Source organism: Mycobacterium sp. pV006, assembly GCF_041287115.1.
Taxonomy (GTDB): Bacteria; Actinomycetota; Actinomycetes; order Mycobacteriales; family Mycobacteriaceae; genus Mycobacterium.
Genome location: NZ_JBGGKT010000001.1, coordinates 212267 through 229514, shown reverse-complemented (window position 1 = coordinate 229514; position 17248 = coordinate 212267). Strand labels below are relative to the sequence as shown.

Annotated in this window: 17 protein-coding genes and 1 tRNA gene; 7 read left to right on the top strand and 11 right to left on the bottom strand. The window is 65.1% G+C overall.

Annotated elements, in window-relative coordinates; genetic code table 11:
- Positions 1 to 5: 5 nt before the first annotated feature.
- The 6 genes from kasB to aceE all read right to left on the bottom strand — a co-directional run bounded on the left by kasB (position 6) and on the right by aceE (position 8158).
- Positions 6 to 1259 carry a 3-oxoacyl-ACP synthase KasB gene (gene kasB, locus ACAG25_RS01110; RefSeq protein ID WP_370486441.1) on the bottom strand — a complete coding sequence of 418 codons (1254 nt, stop codon included), beginning with the start codon at positions 1257 to 1259 and terminating at the stop codon, positions 6 to 8.
- A gap of 48 nt (positions 1260 to 1307) precedes the next feature.
- Positions 1308 to 2558, bottom strand: coding sequence for a 3-oxoacyl-ACP synthase KasA (gene kasA, locus ACAG25_RS01105; RefSeq protein WP_370486439.1), 1251 nt, complete (start codon positions 2556 to 2558; stop codon positions 1308 to 1310).
- Positions 2555 to 2854: a meromycolate extension acyl carrier protein AcpM gene (gene acpM / locus ACAG25_RS01100; protein WP_370486438.1), complete on the bottom strand. Its 300-nt coding sequence runs from the start codon at positions 2852 to 2854 to the stop codon at positions 2555 to 2557. The genes kasA and acpM overlap by 4 nt, the downstream gene beginning before the upstream one ends.
- Before the next feature lie 67 nt (positions 2855 to 2921).
- The gene (locus tag ACAG25_RS01095) at positions 2922 to 3842 is read right to left on the bottom strand and encodes an ACP S-malonyltransferase (RefSeq protein ID WP_370486828.1); all 921 of its coding nucleotides are present in this window, start codon (positions 3840 to 3842) and stop codon (positions 2922 to 2924) included.
- Positions 3843 to 3985: 143 nt separating this feature from the next.
- Positions 3986 to 5272, bottom strand: coding sequence for a PucR family transcriptional regulator (locus ACAG25_RS01090; protein ID WP_370486437.1), 1287 nt, complete (start codon positions 5270 to 5272; stop codon positions 3986 to 3988).
- A 96-nt stretch (positions 5273 to 5368) separates the two neighbouring features.
- Complete coding sequence (gene aceE, locus ACAG25_RS01085; RefSeq protein WP_370486436.1) at positions 5369 to 8158, bottom strand: pyruvate dehydrogenase (acetyl-transferring), homodimeric type; 2790 nt, start codon at positions 8156 to 8158, stop codon at positions 5369 to 5371.
- Between the two features lie 192 nt (positions 8159 to 8350).
- Here aceE and ACAG25_RS01080 point away from each other — a divergent pair, with 192 nt between their 5' ends.
- The 5 genes from ACAG25_RS01080 (at position 8351) to ACAG25_RS01060 (ending at position 11110) form a co-directional block, all read left to right on the top strand.
- Positions 8351 to 8929, top strand: a complete 579-nt coding sequence (locus tag ACAG25_RS01080; RefSeq protein ID WP_370486435.1) for a hypothetical protein — start codon at positions 8351 to 8353, stop codon at positions 8927 to 8929.
- A 94-nt stretch (positions 8930 to 9023) separates the two neighbouring features.
- Positions 9024 to 9452, top strand: a complete 429-nt coding sequence (locus tag ACAG25_RS01075; protein ID WP_370486827.1) for a DUF3052 domain-containing protein — start codon at positions 9024 to 9026, stop codon at positions 9450 to 9452.
- Complete coding sequence (locus ACAG25_RS01070) at positions 9452 to 9913, top strand: peroxiredoxin (RefSeq protein ID WP_370486434.1); 462 nt, start codon at positions 9452 to 9454, stop codon at positions 9911 to 9913. Before ACAG25_RS01075 ends, ACAG25_RS01070 begins: the two co-directional genes overlap by 1 nt.
- 132 nt (positions 9914 to 10045) lie before the next feature.
- Positions 10046 to 10120 (top strand) — tRNA-Val (locus ACAG25_RS01065).
- 147 nt (positions 10121 to 10267) lie between these two features.
- The gene (locus tag ACAG25_RS01060) at positions 10268 to 11110 is read left to right on the top strand and encodes a hypothetical protein (RefSeq protein ID WP_370486433.1); all 843 of its coding nucleotides are present in this window, start codon (positions 10268 to 10270) and stop codon (positions 11108 to 11110) included.
- 9 nt (positions 11111 to 11119) lie between these two features.
- On the opposite strand, the gene ACAG25_RS01055 is transcribed toward ACAG25_RS01060, so the two are convergent.
- The 3 genes from ACAG25_RS01055 to ACAG25_RS01045 all read right to left on the bottom strand — a co-directional run bounded on the left by ACAG25_RS01055 (position 11120) and on the right by ACAG25_RS01045 (position 13898).
- A complete protein-coding gene (locus tag ACAG25_RS01055) occupies positions 11120 to 12511 on the bottom strand; it encodes a tyrosine-type recombinase/integrase (RefSeq protein ID WP_370486432.1) in 1392 nt (463 codons plus the stop codon).
- 439 nt (positions 12512 to 12950) lie between these two features.
- Entirely contained in the window at positions 12951 to 13133 is a 183-nt protein-coding gene (locus tag ACAG25_RS01050; protein ID WP_370486431.1) for a helix-turn-helix domain-containing protein, read from the bottom strand.
- Between the two features lie 336 nt (positions 13134 to 13469).
- Positions 13470 to 13898 carry a helix-turn-helix domain-containing protein gene (locus ACAG25_RS01045; RefSeq protein ID WP_370486826.1) on the bottom strand — a complete coding sequence of 143 codons (429 nt, stop codon included), beginning with the start codon at positions 13896 to 13898 and terminating at the stop codon, positions 13470 to 13472.
- 666 nt (positions 13899 to 14564) lie between these two features.
- Here ACAG25_RS01045 and ACAG25_RS01040 point away from each other — a divergent pair.
- Positions 14565 to 14789: a hypothetical protein gene (locus ACAG25_RS01040; protein ID WP_370486430.1), complete on the top strand. Its 225-nt coding sequence runs from the start codon at positions 14565 to 14567 to the stop codon at positions 14787 to 14789.
- An 82-nt stretch (positions 14790 to 14871) separates the two neighbouring features.
- Positions 14872 to 15585, top strand: a complete 714-nt coding sequence (locus tag ACAG25_RS01035; protein WP_370486429.1) for a class I SAM-dependent methyltransferase — start codon at positions 14872 to 14874, stop codon at positions 15583 to 15585.
- A 110-nt stretch (positions 15586 to 15695) separates the two neighbouring features.
- Here the strand turns inward: ACAG25_RS01035 and ACAG25_RS01030 are convergent, their stop codons facing one another.
- Together ACAG25_RS01030 and ACAG25_RS01025 are read right to left on the bottom strand one after the other, a co-directional pair.
- The gene (locus ACAG25_RS01030; protein WP_370486428.1) at positions 15696 to 16712 is read right to left on the bottom strand and encodes a restriction endonuclease; all 1017 of its coding nucleotides are present in this window, start codon (positions 16710 to 16712) and stop codon (positions 15696 to 15698) included.
- A gap of 249 nt (positions 16713 to 16961) precedes the next feature.
- Entirely contained in the window at positions 16962 to 17198 is a 237-nt protein-coding gene (locus tag ACAG25_RS01025) for a hypothetical protein (protein WP_370486427.1), read from the bottom strand.
- Positions 17199 to 17248 lie beyond the last annotated feature (50 nt).

The following is a 17248-nucleotide window of genomic DNA, read 5'->3' as shown; positions in this document are numbered from 1 at the left end:
TGCTGTCAGTACTTCCCGAAGGCGAGTGCGACGTTGTGCCCGCCGAATCCGAAAGAGTTGTTGATGGCGTACTGGTAATTACCGGGACGTGCCGCATCGGCGACGACGTCGAGGTCGATCTCGGGGTCGAGATTCTTCAAGTTCAGTGTGGGGGGGACGACGCCGTCGCGCAGCGCCTGCACGGTCAGGATCGATTCGACCGCGCCGACCGCACCGACCGAATGGCCCAGCGCCGACTTCGGTGCGTACACCGCGGGCCGATGCCCACCCATCGCGAGGTTGATCGCCTGGCCTTCGGCGACATCACCGACGGTCGTGCCGGTGGCGTGGGCGTTGACGTGGTCGATGTCGGAGGCGGTCAGCCCGGCGAGCTGGATCGCCCGCGACATCGCATACCCGGCACGTTCCCCATTGGGGTCGGGGGCCACCATGTGATAGCCGTCCGAGGTGACGCTGGCCCCCATGAGGCGAGCCAGAATCCTTGCACCCCTTGCTTTTGCGTGCTGCTCGGTTTCGATAACCATGAGCGCGCCACCCTCGCCGAACACGAAGCCGTCACGGTCCTTGTCGAACGGACGGCACGCACCGGCGGGGTCGTCGTTGTTGGTGGACATCACGATGCGCATCTGCGCGAAACCCGCGATGGGCACCGCCTCGATCCGCTGCTCCACACCGCCGCAGATGGCGATGTCGGCCTCGCCCAGCACGATGCTGCGCCAGGCCTGCGCGATGCCCTCCGAACCGGACGCGCACGCCGAGACCGGTGTGACCACACCGGCCTGGGCGCCGCGTTCGAGCCCGACGACCGCCGAAGGGCCGTTGGGCATGTACATCTGGACCGCCTGCGGGGACACCGCGCCGATGCCTTCGTCGCGCATCCCGTCGTAGGCGAAGACCAGCGCCTCGGCGCCGCCGAGACCGGTCCCGATCGACACCAACAGTCGACGGGAGTCGACCTCCGGGGACCCGGCGTCGGCCCAGACCCGCCGGCCGAGCACCGTGGCCATCTTCTGCGGATAGGACATCCGCTGGTTCTCGTCGTCGGTCAGTTGCCCGTCGAACTCCTCCAGCAGATGTCCGCCGATGCGGACCGGCAGATCGAACTCCTCGACGAACGGATCGTCGAGCAGCCGGATGCCGCTCTTCCCGTCCAGCAACGCCTTCCAGGTTGCTTCGGCATCGGTGGCGACACTCGTCGTCATCGCGATACCGGTGACCACCACATCGGGCAGCCCGCTACCTGTTGTCGGCGTTGCCATGTCGAAGCGCGCGTCCTTTCTGCGGGTCCGGTTCAGACGCTGGTGTTCCTAGTAGCGACCGAAGGCCAGAGCGACATTGTGGCCGCCGAAGCCGAACGAGTTGTTGATGGCGTACTGGTAGTCGCCATACCGAGGCTCGCCCGCAACGACATCGAGATCGATCTCCGGGTCCGGGGTTTCGTAGTTGAGCGTCGGCGGGATGACGCCGTCACGCAACGCCAGCACGGTCAGCACCGACTCCAACGCACCCACGGCACCGATCGAGTGGCCCAGGGCCGACTTCGGTGCGTACACCGCGGCGTGCTCCACACCGGCGACGCGGATGGCGTTGGCCTCCGCGGTGTCACCGATCGGGGTGGCAGTGGCGTGCGCGTTGACGTGGCTGATGTCCTTGGGGGACAACCCGGCCGTCTCCATCGCCCGCTTCATCGCCGCACCCGCACGCTGACCGTCGGCGGCCGGGGCCACCATGTGGAACGCGTCGGAGGTGATGCCGGCGCCCATGAGTCGGGCCAGCGGCTTGGCGCCGCGGGCCTTGGCATGTTCCTCGGTCTCGATGATCATCAGCGCACCGGCCTCGCCGAACACGAAGCCGTCGCGGTTCTTGTCGAACGGCCGCGACGCCTTCTCCGGCTCGTCGTTGCGGGTCGACATGGCGCGCATCATCGAGAACGCCGCGATGGGCAGCGCCTCGATGCCGCCTTCCACGCCGCCCACGACTGCGAAGTCCGCGTCACCCATGACGATCTGACGCCAGCCGTGTGCGATCGCCTCCGAGCCCGACGAGCACGCCGACACCGGGGTGATGACCCCGGCGCGGGCGCCCAGCTCGAGCCCGGCGACCGCCGCCGCACCGTTGGGCATGATCATCTGAACAGCCAGCGGGGACACCTTGCGGGGGCCGCCCTCGTTCATCGCGTCGTAGGTCTCGACGATCTTCTCGCCGCCACCCAGGCCGGTGCCGATGATCACGGCGAACCGGTCCGGATCGACCTCGGGCTTGCCCGCGGTCTCCCACAACCGACCGGCCAGCAGCTTCGACATGCGCTGCACATAGGACATGCGGCGCATGTCGATGCGCGTCATGTGGCTGTCGACGTTGTCGACGAGGTGACCACCGATACGCACCGGAAGGTCCCACTTGTCGACGAACTCGTCCTCCAGGATGCGGATGCCGCTTTCGCCCGCCAGTAGGCCCTTCCACGTGCTGTCGATGTCCGCAGCAAGCGAAGTGGTGGCCTCGACCGCGGTCACCACAACGTTGGGGAAACCGCCGTTAGCAGTGGAAGGACGGGTCACTTGTCGCCCTGGATCTGAGCGCGGATGGCAGCAGCAGCTTCGGGGTTCTCTTCCTCGAGCTTCTGGATGTAGGCGACGACGTCACCGACGGTGCGCAGACCGGCGAGGTCCTCGTCGGGGATCTTCACGCCGTACTTGTCCTCGGTCTGCACGGCGATCTCCACCATCGACAGCGAGTCGATGTCCAGGTCGTCGACGAACGACTTCTCCGGGGTGACCTCCGAAGGCTCGATACCGGTGACCTCTTCGATGATCTCGGCGAGGCCGGCGATGATTTCTTCCTGAGTGGCGGGCACGGTGGCTCCTTCTATCTTTTGGTTGTTACTTCGAACGGTGAAATCGAGATATGAACTTGTCGCGGGCTCAGGCGCGCAGCGCCTCGGCGAGCCCGTCCAGGTCTGCAGGGGTCTTGACGGGGTACGTCGGGATCCCCTTCAGTTCGCGTTTCGCGATGCCGGTCAGCGTGCCGGCCGGGGGGAATTCCACCAGCGCGGTCACCCCGCGTTCCTTCATCGTGGCGGTGCACAGATCCCACCGCACCGGCTTGGTCATCTGCGCCACCAGCTTGGCCATCGCATCGGCGGCTGAGGACACCGGCCGGCCGTCGGCGTTCGACAGCAGCGTCGCGCTGGGCTCCGAGGGGTTGATGCGGTCGGCCACAGTGGCATACCCGTCCAGGGCCGAGGCCATGTACTGGGTGTGGAACGCGCCGGCGGTGGCCAGCGGCCGGACCCGGGCGCGGGCCGGCGGATCCTCGGCGAGCTTCTCCAGCGCGGCCAGCGCTCCGGCGGCCACGATCTGTCCGGCCGCGTTGCGGTTGGCGGGGACCAGGTCGAGCGCTTCGAGACGCGCCAGCACTTCTTGTTCGTCGCCGCCGAGCAGCGCCGACATGCCGGTGGGCTCCAACGCGCAGGCCTTGGCCATCTCCGCACCGCGGGTTGCGGCCAGCGAGACCGCCTCGTCGGCGGAGATGACGCCGGCGATCGCGTAGGCGGCGATCTCACCGACCGAGTGACCGGCGGCGACGATCTCCTCGTCGCCGGTCAGCACTCCGCGGTTGAGAAGTTCTTCGTAGGCCAGCAGCGTGGCCGCCACGACCAGCGGCTGCGTCACCGCCGTGTCGGTGATCTCCTCGGCGGTAGCGGTGGTGCCCAGACGGCTCAGGTCCAGCCCGCTGATCTCCGACCACGCTGCGATCCGCTGCGCGGCACCGGGGAGCTCGACCCACTCGGCGAGCATGCCGGGGGTCTGGGAGCCCTGTCCGGGCGCGAGGAATGCAAGCACAGTCTTGTCAGGCACGTCTTTAAGAAAACATTGTGAAGACGGTTTTGCAGGGTGTAAGAGACTATGAACTCTTTCTTATGTTTTTGTAGGTACCCCACAAAACAGCATGTGATGCGACGTCATCGAGACCGCTATGCAATATCTCACTGTGCGGGATCGCGATCAGGTGTGACCGGCGCAACACCTTTGAGCTGCCCGAATCGCGCTTCGCTCGCGGCGCTGGAATGCACATGCCGGTGCAATCGGCCGATCGTGGAGGCCACCCGCAGCACGTACGCATCCCGCGGAACCGTGGGATCCCGGCCGGTGAAGTCGGCGATCCGGCGCAGTCGGTACCGCACCGTATTTGGATGTATGAACAATTTGCGTGCACAAGCTTCTATGGCTCCGCCGGAGTCCAGATACGCGTCCAACGTCTCCATCAGGGCCGGTCCGGCGTCTGACAACGGCCGCATCACCTCGGCTTCGAGTGCGGTCGCCGCGGTGACGTCACCCAGCAGCGCACGCTCCGGGAGGAGCTCGCGCGCGGGCACCGGCCGCGGTGCGCCCGCCCAACCGGCCACCGCGTTCATCCCCGCGATGGCCTCCGTCGCGCTGCGATTGGCCGCGGCCAGCGACGCGGCCGTCGGGCCGACCACCACCGGACCGTCGCCGAACGCTTGCATCAGGTCGGCCAGGAACCGGTCGGTCGGGGACAGTCCGCCGGAGACGATCGCCACCAGCCAGGTGCCGTGCACGTCGGCCAGCGCCGACCGCTGGTGCCGGTTGGCGACGTCGTGGACGTCGTCACCGGCGAACTCGGCGCGGTCGGGGTGCGGCATCCCGACGATGACGGTGGCCGGCGCGGTGGCGTCCCAGTTCAGCGCCGCCGCCTGGGACTGCAGGCCCGAACCGACGTCGCCGCGCACCACCGCGTCGACCAGGTTGGCCTCCATCCTGGTGTCCCACGCGCCGCGCGCCTCGGCCTGATCGGCGTAAGCGGTCGCGGCGGCGAACGCCAGGTCACGGCTGTAGCGCAGGATGCCGACGGTCAGCGCGGTCAGCTGTTCCTCGCTGCGGGCCAGCAGGGGCACGAATTCCTCGAAGAACTCCATGGTCACACGCACCATCTCGACCGATTGGCGCAGCGCGATCCGCCGGCGCAGATCCTGCGGAACGACCTCGAAGGCCTGCGCGGTGTAGCTGACGTTGCTGTCGGGGTGGCGCATCCACTCGACGAAGTTCACCACCGCCGTCTGCACCACCAGCTGCACGCTGGCGCGCTGCGAGGCCTCCAACTCGGCGAAGAACGGCAGCCGTTCCCCCATGGCCTGGACGGCCTCCGTCGCCAGACGGCCGGAGTACTGCTTGAGTCGACGCAGCGCCGACTCGGGGACGTTCTCCAGCATTTCCACCGTGGAGCGAGGCGGTATGAACCGGTTGTCGGGCATCCCTAAAAGCTACGCCTGTTTTCTGGCGAAAACCTCCAAGGGGCGACGCTCAGGCCCGATGTCGTCGCTACGCGACTCTCAAGCCCGATGTCGTCGCTACGCGACTCCGGGATCCGACATCTGCTCCGGCGCCGCCATCACATCGTCGATCTCGTACTTCTTGGCCGCCTCGACGGCAAGGGAAGCGTCGATGTTGCCGTCGCGGGCCAGCCCCTGCAGGACGCCGACCACCACCGATTCGGCGTCGGTGTTGAAGTAGCGGCGCGCCGCGGGCCGGGTGTCGGAGAACCCGAACCCGTCGGTGCCCAGCGTGATGTAGGTGCCGGGCACCCACGGCCGGATCTGCTCGGGCACCGCGCGCATCCAGTCCGACACCGCCACCACCGGTCCGGCGGCATCCGCCAGCGCTTTGGTGACGTACGGGGTGCCGGCGTCCTTGTCCGGGTACCGCAGCGTCTGCTGCTCGATGTGCACGCCGTCGCGGTTCAGTTCGTTCCAGCTGGTCACCGACCACACATCGGCGGCGACGTCCCACTCATCGGCCAGCATCTCGGCGGCCTTCAGCGCCGAGGGCATCGCCACGCCCGAGGCCAGGATCTGGGCGACGTGGCTGCGCTTCTCCGGTGCCGGCCGGTACCGGTAGATGCCGCGCAGCAGACCGTCGACATCCAGACCGTCGGGCTCGGCGGGCTGGACGTAGGGCTCGTTGTAGATCGTCATATAGAAGTAGACGTTCTCCGGGTCAGGCCCGTACATCCGTTCCAGACCGCTCTCGATGATGTAGGCGATCTCGTAGGCGAACGCCGGGTCGTAGGCGACGACCGCCGGGTTCGACGCGGCCAACAACAGCGAATGCCCGTCGGCGTGCTGCAGACCCTCACCGACCAGCGTGGTGCGCCCGGCGGTGGCGCCCAGCACGAACCCGCGCGCCATCTGGTCGGCGGCGGCCCAGAACGCGTCGCCGGTGCGTTGGAACCCGAACATCGAATAGAAGATGTAGATCGGGATCATCGGCTCGTTGTGGGTGGCATACGACGTGCCGACGGCGGTGAAGCTGGCCGTCGAGCCGGCCTCGTTGATGCCCTCGTGCAGGATCTGGCCGGCTTCGCTCTCCCGGTACGCCAGCATCAGCTCGGCGTCGACGGAGGTGTAGAGCTGGCCCAGACGGTTGTAGATCTTCAGGTTCGGGAACCATGAATCCATGCCGAACGTGCGGGCCTCGTCCGGGATGATCGGCACGATGCGCGGCCCGATGTTCTTGTCGCGCAGCAGTTCCTTGAACGTCCGCACGGTCGCCATGGTGGTGGCGACCTCCTGCTTGCCCGAACCCTTCTTCAGCGCTTTGTAGGTGTCGCGGCCCGGCAGCGGCAGTGCCTTCGATTTGGTTCTGCGCTCGGGGATGAAACCGCCCAACGCGCGCCGACGGTCGAGCATGTAACGGATCTCGGGGGCTTCCGGTCCCGGGTGGTAGTACGGCGGCAGGTACGGGTTCTCCTCGAGTTCCTTGTCGCTGACCGGGATGCGCTGCACGTCGCGGAAGTCCTTGAGGTCTTGCAGCGCAAGCTTTTTCATCTGATGCGTGGCGTTACGGCCCTCGAAGTGCTTGCCCAGCGTGTAGCCCTTGATGGTCTTGGCCAGGATGACCGTGGGCTGACCCTTGTGCTCCAGCGCCGCGTGGTAGGCCGCATAGACCTTGCGGTAGTCGTGACCACCGCGCTTGAGGTTCCAGATTTCCCTGTCGCTCATGTGCTCCACGAGCGCCTTGGTGCGCGGGTCGCGGGCGAAGAAGTGGTCGCGCACGTAGCCGCCGTCGTTGGCCTTGTAGGTCTGGTAGTCCCCGTCGGGCGTGGTGTTCATCAGGTTGACCAGCGCGCCGTCGCGGTCGGCGTGCAGCAGCGCGTCCCACTCGCGGCCCCAGACGACCTTGATGACGTTCCAGCCCGCGCCGCGGAAGAACGACTCCAGTTCCTGGATGATCTTGCCGTTGCCGCGCACCGGGCCGTCGAGGCGCTGCAGGTTGCAGTTCACGACGAACGTGAGGTTGTCCAGGCCCTCCAGGGCGGCGACGTGTGCCAGGCCGCGGCTTTCGGGTTCGTCCATCTCGCCGTCGCCGAGGAACGCCCAGACATGTTGGCCCGAGGTGTCCTTGAAGCCGCGCGCGTGCAGATATTGGTTGAAGCGCGCCTGGTAGATCGCGTTGGCCGGGCCCAGGCCCATCGACACCGTGGGGAACTCCCAGAAGTCGGGCATGAGCCGGGGGTGCGGGTAGGACGGGATCCCGCCGCCGGGATGGCTGTGCTCTTGGCGGAACCCGTCGAGTTGATCGGCGGTCAGCCGCCCCTCCATGTAGGCGCGCGCGTAGATGCCGGGGGAGGCGTGACCCTGGATGAAGATCTGGTCGCCGCCGGCCGGGTGGCTCTTGCCGCGGAAGAAGTGGTTGAAGCCCACCTCGTAGAGCGCCGCCGACGACGCATAAGTCGAGATATGTCCGCCCACGCCGACACCCGGCCGCTGCGCGCGGTGCACCATGATCGCGGCGTTCCACCGGATCCAGGCCCGGTAGCGGCGTTCGACCTCCTCGTCGCCGGGGAACCACGGTTCGAGCTCGGTCGGGATGGTGTTGACGTAGTCGGTGGAGGTCAACGCCGGGATCGCGACCCGCTTCTCGCGGGATCGTTCCAGCAGTCGCAGCATCAGGTACCGCGCCCGTGCAGGCCCGGACCGTTCGAGCATGGCGTCGAACGACTCGAGCCACTCGCCGGTTTCCTCGGGATCGATGTCGGGCAGATACGAGGCGACGCCTTCACGAATGACTCGAACGCGATCGGGTTCGCCTGTGCTGCCGGAGTTTTGGGCCAGGTCCTGGCGCACGAACTCGGTGGTCAACTTCCGCTCCTTGTTGGGAGGTGTGGGTGTGCACGCACCCGTCGAGTGGGTCTGCTGTCGGGGCGCGTGTACGTCCTATCCTTGTCCAATCCTGCCCCATTCGCGTCACCGGGTCAGGTGCTGCGACGAAGCTGATCGCGACGCGCCCAACCCGCGGGTCAAACCGGGGGTGAAACGGTAACGTCAGCCAGCGTGCTGAACGGTTGGGTGAGCCGCCCAAGGGTGCGCATTGCCGCGTTCGCCGTCGGGATCTTCGCCGCGCTGGCGATGGTGGTGGTCGGGTGTACGCAGGTCACCGATGGGGGCGCCGGGGCCGCACCCGCCGAAGCTGCCCAATACCGGGCCTCGGTGACGGCGGCGAGCTCCGCGGCAGTGGCCAGTTCCCGTGCCCGCGAAGCCGAACGCCAGGCGACGCTGACCGCCGAGGCGATCCGGCGCTCGTGTGAGGAGTTGAGCTCCAGCAGCGCCGACGCGGTGGGCGCGGTCAACACGTTCGTCACCGCGCTGAACGAGGATCCGGCTGCCGCGGCACCGGTGATGGGCCCGGCCATCGACGCCCTCAACAACAGCGCCGACCTGGTGAACGCCACCCTGTCCGACGAACTGCCCACCGACCTGCGCGACCCGCTCACCAGCTGGATCGACGCGGCGCGGGGGGTGGCCAACGCGATCGCCGGAAACTATCCGATCGTGGAGATCAACGCCGCCATCGCACGCCTCAACGACACCAAGACCGTCGCGTTGGATCGCTGCGACGCGGCTTACCGGTGAACTGCGCTTGCCGATGAGCGATGGCGTGCGACGATAGAGCGCGTGTGTGGCCCAGCGCACCGTGTGCTGGGAACTGACCGAAGGAGGAACGACCGTGGTGTCGGCGGGTGACCCCCCGAACTACGCCCGAAGGCTGGGCATCCAAAAAGATCAGGTTGTCCAGGAGTTGGGCTGGGACGAGGACACCGACGACGACATCCGGGCCGACATCGAGGACGCGTGCGGCGGCGAGCTGCTCGACGAAGACGCCGACGAAGTCGTCGACGTGGTGCTGCTGTGGTACCGCGACGGCGACGGGGATCTGGTGGACACGTTGATGGACGCCATCACGCCACTCGCCGATGACGGTGTCATCTGGGTCGTGACTCCCAAGACCGGTAAACCCGGGCACGTGCAGCCCGCCGAGATCGCCGAGTCGGCGCCCACGGCCGGTCTGATGCAGACGTCCTCGGCCAACCTGGGGGACTGGATCGCCAGCCGGCTGGTGCAACCCAAGTCCAAGGCTGCCGGCCGGCGGGCCTGATGCCGGCGCTCGGCGACAGCGCCCCGGACTTCACCCTCAAGGACCAGAACAACCAGCCGGTCACCCTCAGCGCCTTCCGCGGCGTGAAAAGCGTTCTGCTGGTGTTCTTTCCGCTCGCGTTCACCGGCATCTGCCAACGCGAACTCGACCACGTCCGCGACCATGTCTCGGACTTCGTCACCGACGAGCTGGCTACCCTGGCCATCTCGGTGGGGCCGTCGCCGACGCACAAGGTGTGGGCCACCGAGCGCGGGTTCACCTTCCCGGTGCTGTCGGACTTCTGGCCCCACGGTGCGGTCAGCCAGGCCTACGGCGTGTTCAACGACGCGTCGGGCTTCGCCAACCGGGGTACGTTCGCCGTCGACCGGTCGGGGGTGGTGCGGTTCGCCGACTGCCGTCAGCCGGGCGAGGAGCGGGACGCGGCGGTGTTCGCGGCGGCGAGGGCTGCGCTGGGGCTCTGAGCGCCGGTTGTGCGCTCAGGGCGGACTTTCGGGCGTTTTCCCGCCAAGAGCGCACACTCGGCGATCGCATCGGTGCGCTGATGGTGCTGGATTTCCGGTCGGGGCCCGACGGCGTGTAGCCTGCCCGGGATCGGGCGCGTAGCTCAGTGGTAGAGCTCTGGTTTTACACACCAGCGGTCGGCGGTTCGAAACCGTCCGCGCCCACCAAAGTTATTGCAGGTTGAGCCCTGTATGTCTGATGAGTCTCACTCACCGGCAGAACACCCGCTGTGCCAAGAGCGTGCCAACCGGCGGCCGGCGGAGCTGAGCCGTGCCTACTCTGCCTTGTCGGAGCTGAGACCTACCGTCCTAGGCATGACCGCCCGAGGGCAGCGAGAGAAGGACACCTCGGTGGTGGCCGACTTCGTCCGTCGTCTTCGGCGCGTCGCACTGCACCCGCTCGCTTTAGATGACCAAGCGGGTGAGGAGCAGCCGATGCCAGGCGACCTCCTTCGGAAGCTGATGCGAGTGCCGGTCGAGGCGGAGGTGCGGAGTGACGGCACCGCCACGCTGCGCACCCGGTTGCCGGATGAGGTGCAGTTCGAGTCGCTGGCCACCCGCGTGCGTGCGTTCACCCTGGCGTCAGACCGCCTCTACTGGGTGAAGGCTCTTGATGCCCTTGATCGTTTGACGAATATGGAGGACAAGAGCCTGCGCGCCTCGTCACGCGACCTTCGAGAAGAATGGACCGAGGCGACCGACCGCACTTCGCGCACGCGTGCGTTCTGGAGTAGCTATGTTGCTGGCGAGAACGGTGAAGGCGGGAAGGGCCGGTTTACAGATATCGACCTCGCCTATGCGTGGCTCTACCAGGACGTCGCGCACGGCGACGAAGTCAGCACGGGCTATTTCGATGTCACCGAGCGTTATCGGGCCGCGGTGGGCGTGTTCTCGCATATGGCGGTGGTCGCGATCGAGACATTGCATTACATCAATGCGCTTGTCGAGCTTGATGAGATCGCACTCCCAGTAGGCACTTTCAGCGACCCCGTGGCAGTTCGTGTGACGGAGTTCGTGGTCGAAGGCGCGCTCTACGAGGGTGAGGTGGGCGCGGACACCGGCGATGTGGCTATTGGAGGACCGGTGCCGCCGCACTTCCGTCCGGCGTACAACCTCATTCACGAATTACGCCAGCAGACCGACACCGAGACCAAATAACCCCCGGCGTTACGTGGCTCGCGACCGGCCGAGCAGGGCATCGCCCGCTGCCGCCAGCGCGTCGTCGTACACGTGTCCGTAAACCCGCAGCGTGATGGCCGGGTCATGACCCAGCCACTTGGCCGTTGCCGACGGTGTGGTCCCGCCGTCCAGCAGCATGGTGGCCGCGGTGTGCCGGACGTCGTGCAGGCGGATCGCCGGCACGCCAGCGGCGCTCGCCCGTCGAGTAAACTCGGCCGAGTAAGTTTCCGGCCGGATGGGGGAGCCGTCGGCGTTGATTGCGACCAGGCCGGTATCGGGATACCCCGCACCGAGCGCCAGCCGTTTCTCGGCCTGCTGAACCCTCAGCGCTTTGAGCGCGACCATGACGTCGTTGGGCATAGGCAGCGCGCGTCGGGACCGTTTCGACTTCGGGTCACCGGTCACCGTGCCTGCACCAGGGACGACCACGCGGCCTTGGGTCACCGACACCGTGCCAACGCCGAAGTCAACGTCCGACCACCGCAGCCCCAGTACCTCCGACCGGCGTAGCCCTGCCAGCGTCAGCAGCCAGCAGGCTACTAGTCGGTCGTCGCGCACATGGTCGCGGAACTTAGCCGCCTGCTCGGGCGTCCAGGTCGCCATCTCGTGGTGCTCAACTGCCGGGCGCTTAACCATCCTCGCGACGTTGCGGGCGACGAGGCCTTGCTTTATTGCATCGTCCAGAGCCGACGACAGCACCACCAACATGGTGACAACGGTGCGGGCACTGACTCCGCCCGACACCTTGGGGCGTTCGGGGTCAGCTGGGTTGGCGGCGACGTAACGCCCACGGCAAGGCCGCAATACCTCCCCGGCGGCGACCAGCCGGTCCAGTGCCTTGATGCCGGGATTGCCCAGCGCGGCGTAAATGTCGGCGTACTGCACACCGTCAGCGTGCTGCCGCAGGAGCGTCAAGACCTCCGCGGCGCGGCGCCCGCGCTTGTCCCGCTGGGCCACCGGTGCACCACTAAGCCGTACCGTCACCAGGGCGTCGATGTCAGCGGTCCGTAGGTGTTGCAGGGGGATGGCACCCAGGTGGTCGATCACCGGCTTGAGCGAATACCGGTACCCGGCAAGGGTGTTGGGTCGTACATCGCGGCGGCCGTCGAGCCATTCGGTCAAATATTTCGCCGCGGTGACCTGGTGACGTTTGACGAATGTGCCTGCGGCGGCCTCGGTTGTGATGCGCCGGTACTCGCGCCGGGCCTCGGCCAGGGTGGGGTAGGTGAACCGCTGCCGGTCGCGGCTGCCGTTGGGCCGGGTGCCCACGTCGGTCTGGAATGTGTAGGCCACCTCGCCGTTACGGGCGACCTTCCGGGTGATGGGCTCAGCGCGGCGGGTGCGTCGTTGCGGCTGTTCATTTGTGCCGTTGCTGCTCATCGCTGGTCCTTTGAGTGGCGGTTTGCTAGAGGTCGATTTCGCGCCGAAGATATTTGGCGGGCGGCGGTCGTGACGTGGTCAGAGGTGGCTCGCGCTAATCATCAATTCGAAACGACTCGAGGTGGTGGCGATCGGTGCTGTAGTCCCCTGCAACGAATTCCCTTACGGACTGTGTCAATGACATAGTCGGGATCCGTTGAAGCTGCTCGACGCCGGCACGTCGTACTGACCGTGGTGACAGACTGTTGTCAGGTGGGCGGCTCGGCGACCGGCTTGCAATACTGTACTCCAGTGGCATGATTAGCGCTGCGGGTTCTGTTATACGACAACGACATTCGATCGCCTCAACGTGTTTAGCGTCGCGGAACAAAGCCTTCACCCCATTCGACTGACTAGCCTCGGCGAGGGGCGTGTCCGCGCCTTCGCATGTGCTGGATGATCACGCAGCAACGAACTCGCGCAGTTCAGCCGTTACTACGTACACGCGGCCGCCTAGTCGTCGCGACGGGAGCTCCCCAGTGGCCACCAGCCGATAGGCGGATGCGCGACTGATCCCCAGGATTTCTGCAGCCCGGGGGACAGCGAGCAGTAGCGGCAATCTGTCGAAAACGCTGTTCTCCATTTGATGTTCACTCCTTCAATTGCTGGGCATGGGATACGTTTGGTCTGGTTCGCGGTGGGTTCAATTGGGGACTGCAGCGAGGGCAGAACTGCACCTCGTCTGTGCCGTCGGGGAGCGTGATGTTGATGGTCCGCGACCGATCGTCTCCGCATTCGCCGCACCATGGTTTGCGACGCTGGCGCGAAATGGTGGGTGGCTGCGGGAGCTGAGCAAGCCGCTGGGCCAGGACTGCAGCTGGATGGCGGATGCCTTCTGAACTTCGCGATAGGTGAGCCATCAGGCTCGGCGCGGTCCATCCTGCAGCGAAGGCTCGCTCAACTGCGGGTGAAAGTTTCGCTATCTCTCGACGGCTGAGTCGCCACGGAGTCGGCATAAGTCGCAACAAATCTGCAGGTTCGGATGGGGTTCTAATGAGGGGTTCAAGGCGTCCGGCTGCCGGACCCCCGGGGGGTCCAGATCGTGGACCCCCCCTGTCTCACAGCGAGATACCCCCCGTCCGGCGGGTGGACCCGGGCTATCAGGATCTCGGCCGACCTGCATGTGAGGTGCCTGCGGATGATTGAGGAAGTACCGGCTGGATCTTCGTGCACCGGATTCGTGATACTGGGCGACTCGCGTAATAAGCCCTGCCTGCTCGAGCAGGTTCAGCGCGTTGAGGACTGTGCTCCGCGCCGCGCAGGATTCCGTCATGAGCGTCCGGACCGATGGAAAGCAGGAGAATCGCTCGTCGGCCTTGTTCGCAAGAAGTATCAAGATCAGCCTCATTGTCGGCGAGCCGACGTCGTCGATATCAGTCGCCCAATCAAGGGCCTTCCAGCTCATAGGCCAGGGAGGGACGGAGCGGAGTCGCGGGCGGAACTAGCTGCGTGTGCCAAAAGACAACGAGCACGAAGTGTTCGTTTTGTCGAGCGTTCCTGACGACCGAGCTGCGTTTCTCGGAGGTGATCTGTCATGGGGCTGAACGTATGTCGACGCCTGACGCGTAGTCCAACACCTGAGGCGCATTGGCATTAAATTCGCCGTTTGTCTTCCGTCGTCGTCAGTTCGCGGCGAATTTCGAGCGGTTCCGATGAGATTTGCATTCAGGTCAGACGCCAGCTGCGGGGACGGCCTCCGGCTCCGGGAGCGACGTGAAGGCCCGTAGTGTCGGTAGCTAGTCGTCGCCAAGATTCTCGTGTGCAACATCTACGTGGGATTCCAAGTCAGGCGCTTCCCACGCTTCGATTTCGTCCGGTGGTAGGGGTTCATCGAAGTTATCCGGGATAACAAGGTCGGTCCGTTGACCGAAGCGGCGCGGCCGAGTGGACCCACTTCCGGTGCCGCTTTCCTCGTCCGTCATAGTCGAAGGATAGGCCGCCTGCCTTTAGTGGGAGCCTTGATGAATTCGGTAACTACGTACGAACATGATCAAGCGGCAGGCAAAATGTCCGGATGCCTCAAAGCGACCGTGGCCATAAGTCCGCCGACGTCCTGCTGTCGTTGCCCGTGGAGTTAAAAGAACGGATGGTCAACACCATCTCGTGGACGCGGCCTTACACCGGCATCAGTCACCAGCAGAAGTTCATCCGAAAGGCGATCGCTGACCTGTGCGACCGCCTCGAAGACGAGTTCAACGCTGGCGAGGCATTCGAGCCTGCAGCCACCCCCACGGAGTGACGCGCCGTCCAACCTGGCCGGGCCGCGGCGCGGCGCCTGGCTACGTCGCACGGACCCCAATGTTTAGCTGGAGATGAGTCTCATGCCTGATGCCGTTGGCCCTGGTCCCCAGTACGAGGTGTTCGCCGATGAGTACTTCGAGCACGCGAGCGACGGCTTTTACAACGCGCACTACGACCGCCCAGCCTGTCTTTCGCTGTTGGGTGACGTCAGCGGCCGTGTGGTCTTGGACGCCGCGTGCGGCCCTGGGCTTTATGCGGCCGAGCTGGACGCCCGGGGTGCTCGGGTCATCGGTTTTGACCAGAGCCCGCGGATGGTCGATTTGTGTCGCCAGCGCATCCCTTCTGGCGATTTTCGTACCCATGACTTGACCCTTCCGCTGGACTGGCTGCCCGACGGGTCGGTGGATCGGGTGTTGTTCGCGCTGGCCATTGAATACGTCGATGATCGGACCGCGGCACTGCGGGAGCTGCGTCGGGTTCTACGGCCCGACGGGGCGCTGGTGATGTCGCGTCAGCATCCGGCCGGTGACTGGCTTCGCCACGGCGGGAACTACTTTCAAGCGCGGATTATCGAAGAGACCTGGAGCCGGGGGTGGCAGGTCCGCTACTGGTTGTCACCGCTGGAGCAGACCTGTGAAGAACTACACCATGCGGGATTTCTGATTGAGCGTCTCCTCGAACCGCGCCCCACCACACAAGCCGCTGACATTGATGCGGACCGGTACGCCAGGCTGTGCCGCGAGCCGACCGGCTTCATGGCGATCAGGGCAATCCCAGATCCGCGGCTGACCTAGGTCGGATGGGCGCCGTACTTACCACTCGCAAGTGCGGAAAAGGCGCACGAGGTGTCTCGTTTCTAAAGATTCGAGGTCGATCGGATCCTGTCTCGGACGAAACTGACCTTCTACTCGACGATGCGAGCCGACTCTTCGGCTTCTACGGGTGGTTCCGATTTGGTGCCCATTGTGGCCCCGATCAACGGACCGAGAGATTCCACGGTTCCGTCAATCCGCCCCATCAGGTCGAATTCTCCATCGACGTTCTCGGTGCACACAAGTTGCAGGGAGTTGCCCCGGCCGACAACGCCTTTACCGGTAGAAAAGTAGGTGCCGTCGTACTCCCCGTGAGTCACGCCCACATCCACTACTGTTCTCTGCGCCTCGAATTGGACAATCACATTAGCGATCTCAAATAGCTCCTCTTCACCGCTTTGGCTTGATATTCCCTTGAGATAGACCTTTTGGCCATTGAACACCGGGGCCGGGCCGTCGCCGGTCGCGACGAATTTCACTTTGCCCTCGCCGTACTTTTCCAGGCCAGTACGGAACATCTCGTCCCACTCGTCGTCGTGCATGCGTGTATGACTGGACGTGACATGCTGCACAAGGTCGACGAAAAGGGAGGCTTGTGAGCCGTCAGCGAGCCAAACGGGAACGTTGCCAGGCAGCTCCTGCTGCTGCGTGACTCCGTCGCGTGTAATGACCGCCTCAGCTTTCAGCGTCAAGGTGACCCAGTGGTGGTATTGAATTTCGCTGACGCTGTTAACTAACCGACCGACGAATTCGTCCGTGATTTCGCCTGGACTGATGGTCTTGATGCCGTAGTGAGCAGCTTTCTGAAGGGCAGACTTCGTGAATCCGCTAGACGAGACAAGGACCTTTACATTCGCGCCCAGGTCATCGAACTTTGTGCGGGCCTGCTCCACCCATTGCACGTCTTGCTTGCGCTGCCAGTCCCGGCATTCGATGAACACGGTAGTTTGATGTCCGGCAACCTCCCCGAGCGCCACGACATCTACTTCGCGTCGTTGACCAGAGGCGATCTCTAGTACCTCGACGGACTCATGCACAGCGGCGCCGCCGCTCGACAGCTGAGTAAGCATCGCGATAAGGCGTTGGAAATCGTTTGACCGTTTCGGCATGTGTCACCACTCCATTGGCTGATGCAGTGAAAACGCTACCCCTCACCCGCCGGGGCCAAGCGTCGCAACGCAACGCACTTTGCCCAAGTCTCATATCTAGAGAAACGAGACAGACATTCGGCGGGCGCTCCGCTGTGCCGTCCGCCCCGGTCGCGGCGTCTCAAACCTTGTCGTACCAGCTGGGCTACTTTTAACGACGTAAGTCGATCTCGTGCTGGATTTCAAGGTCAATCGCGATTGTGAACGGCTCTAGCTGTTCCTCGGGGAGTGCCGATTTACCGCCCGGCGCTTTTCTCGAACCAGACGTCGCACCTCGGCGTCGTTGGGCTCCACACCAAGATCAGTTAGTTGCTTTTTAACGTCGCGGATTGCGGCGGCCTCGTCGCCTCCCAGTGGGATGTTGACGCCGCCCGAAAATTTTCTCTCAAGGTCGCGCTGCAGCTTGGCCATGCCGGCCGGGTTGATCTTGAATTCACTCTTGCTCATGTGTACTTCTCCTCTAGTGTGATTGGCCCCGCCAATTTCATGGCGCGGAC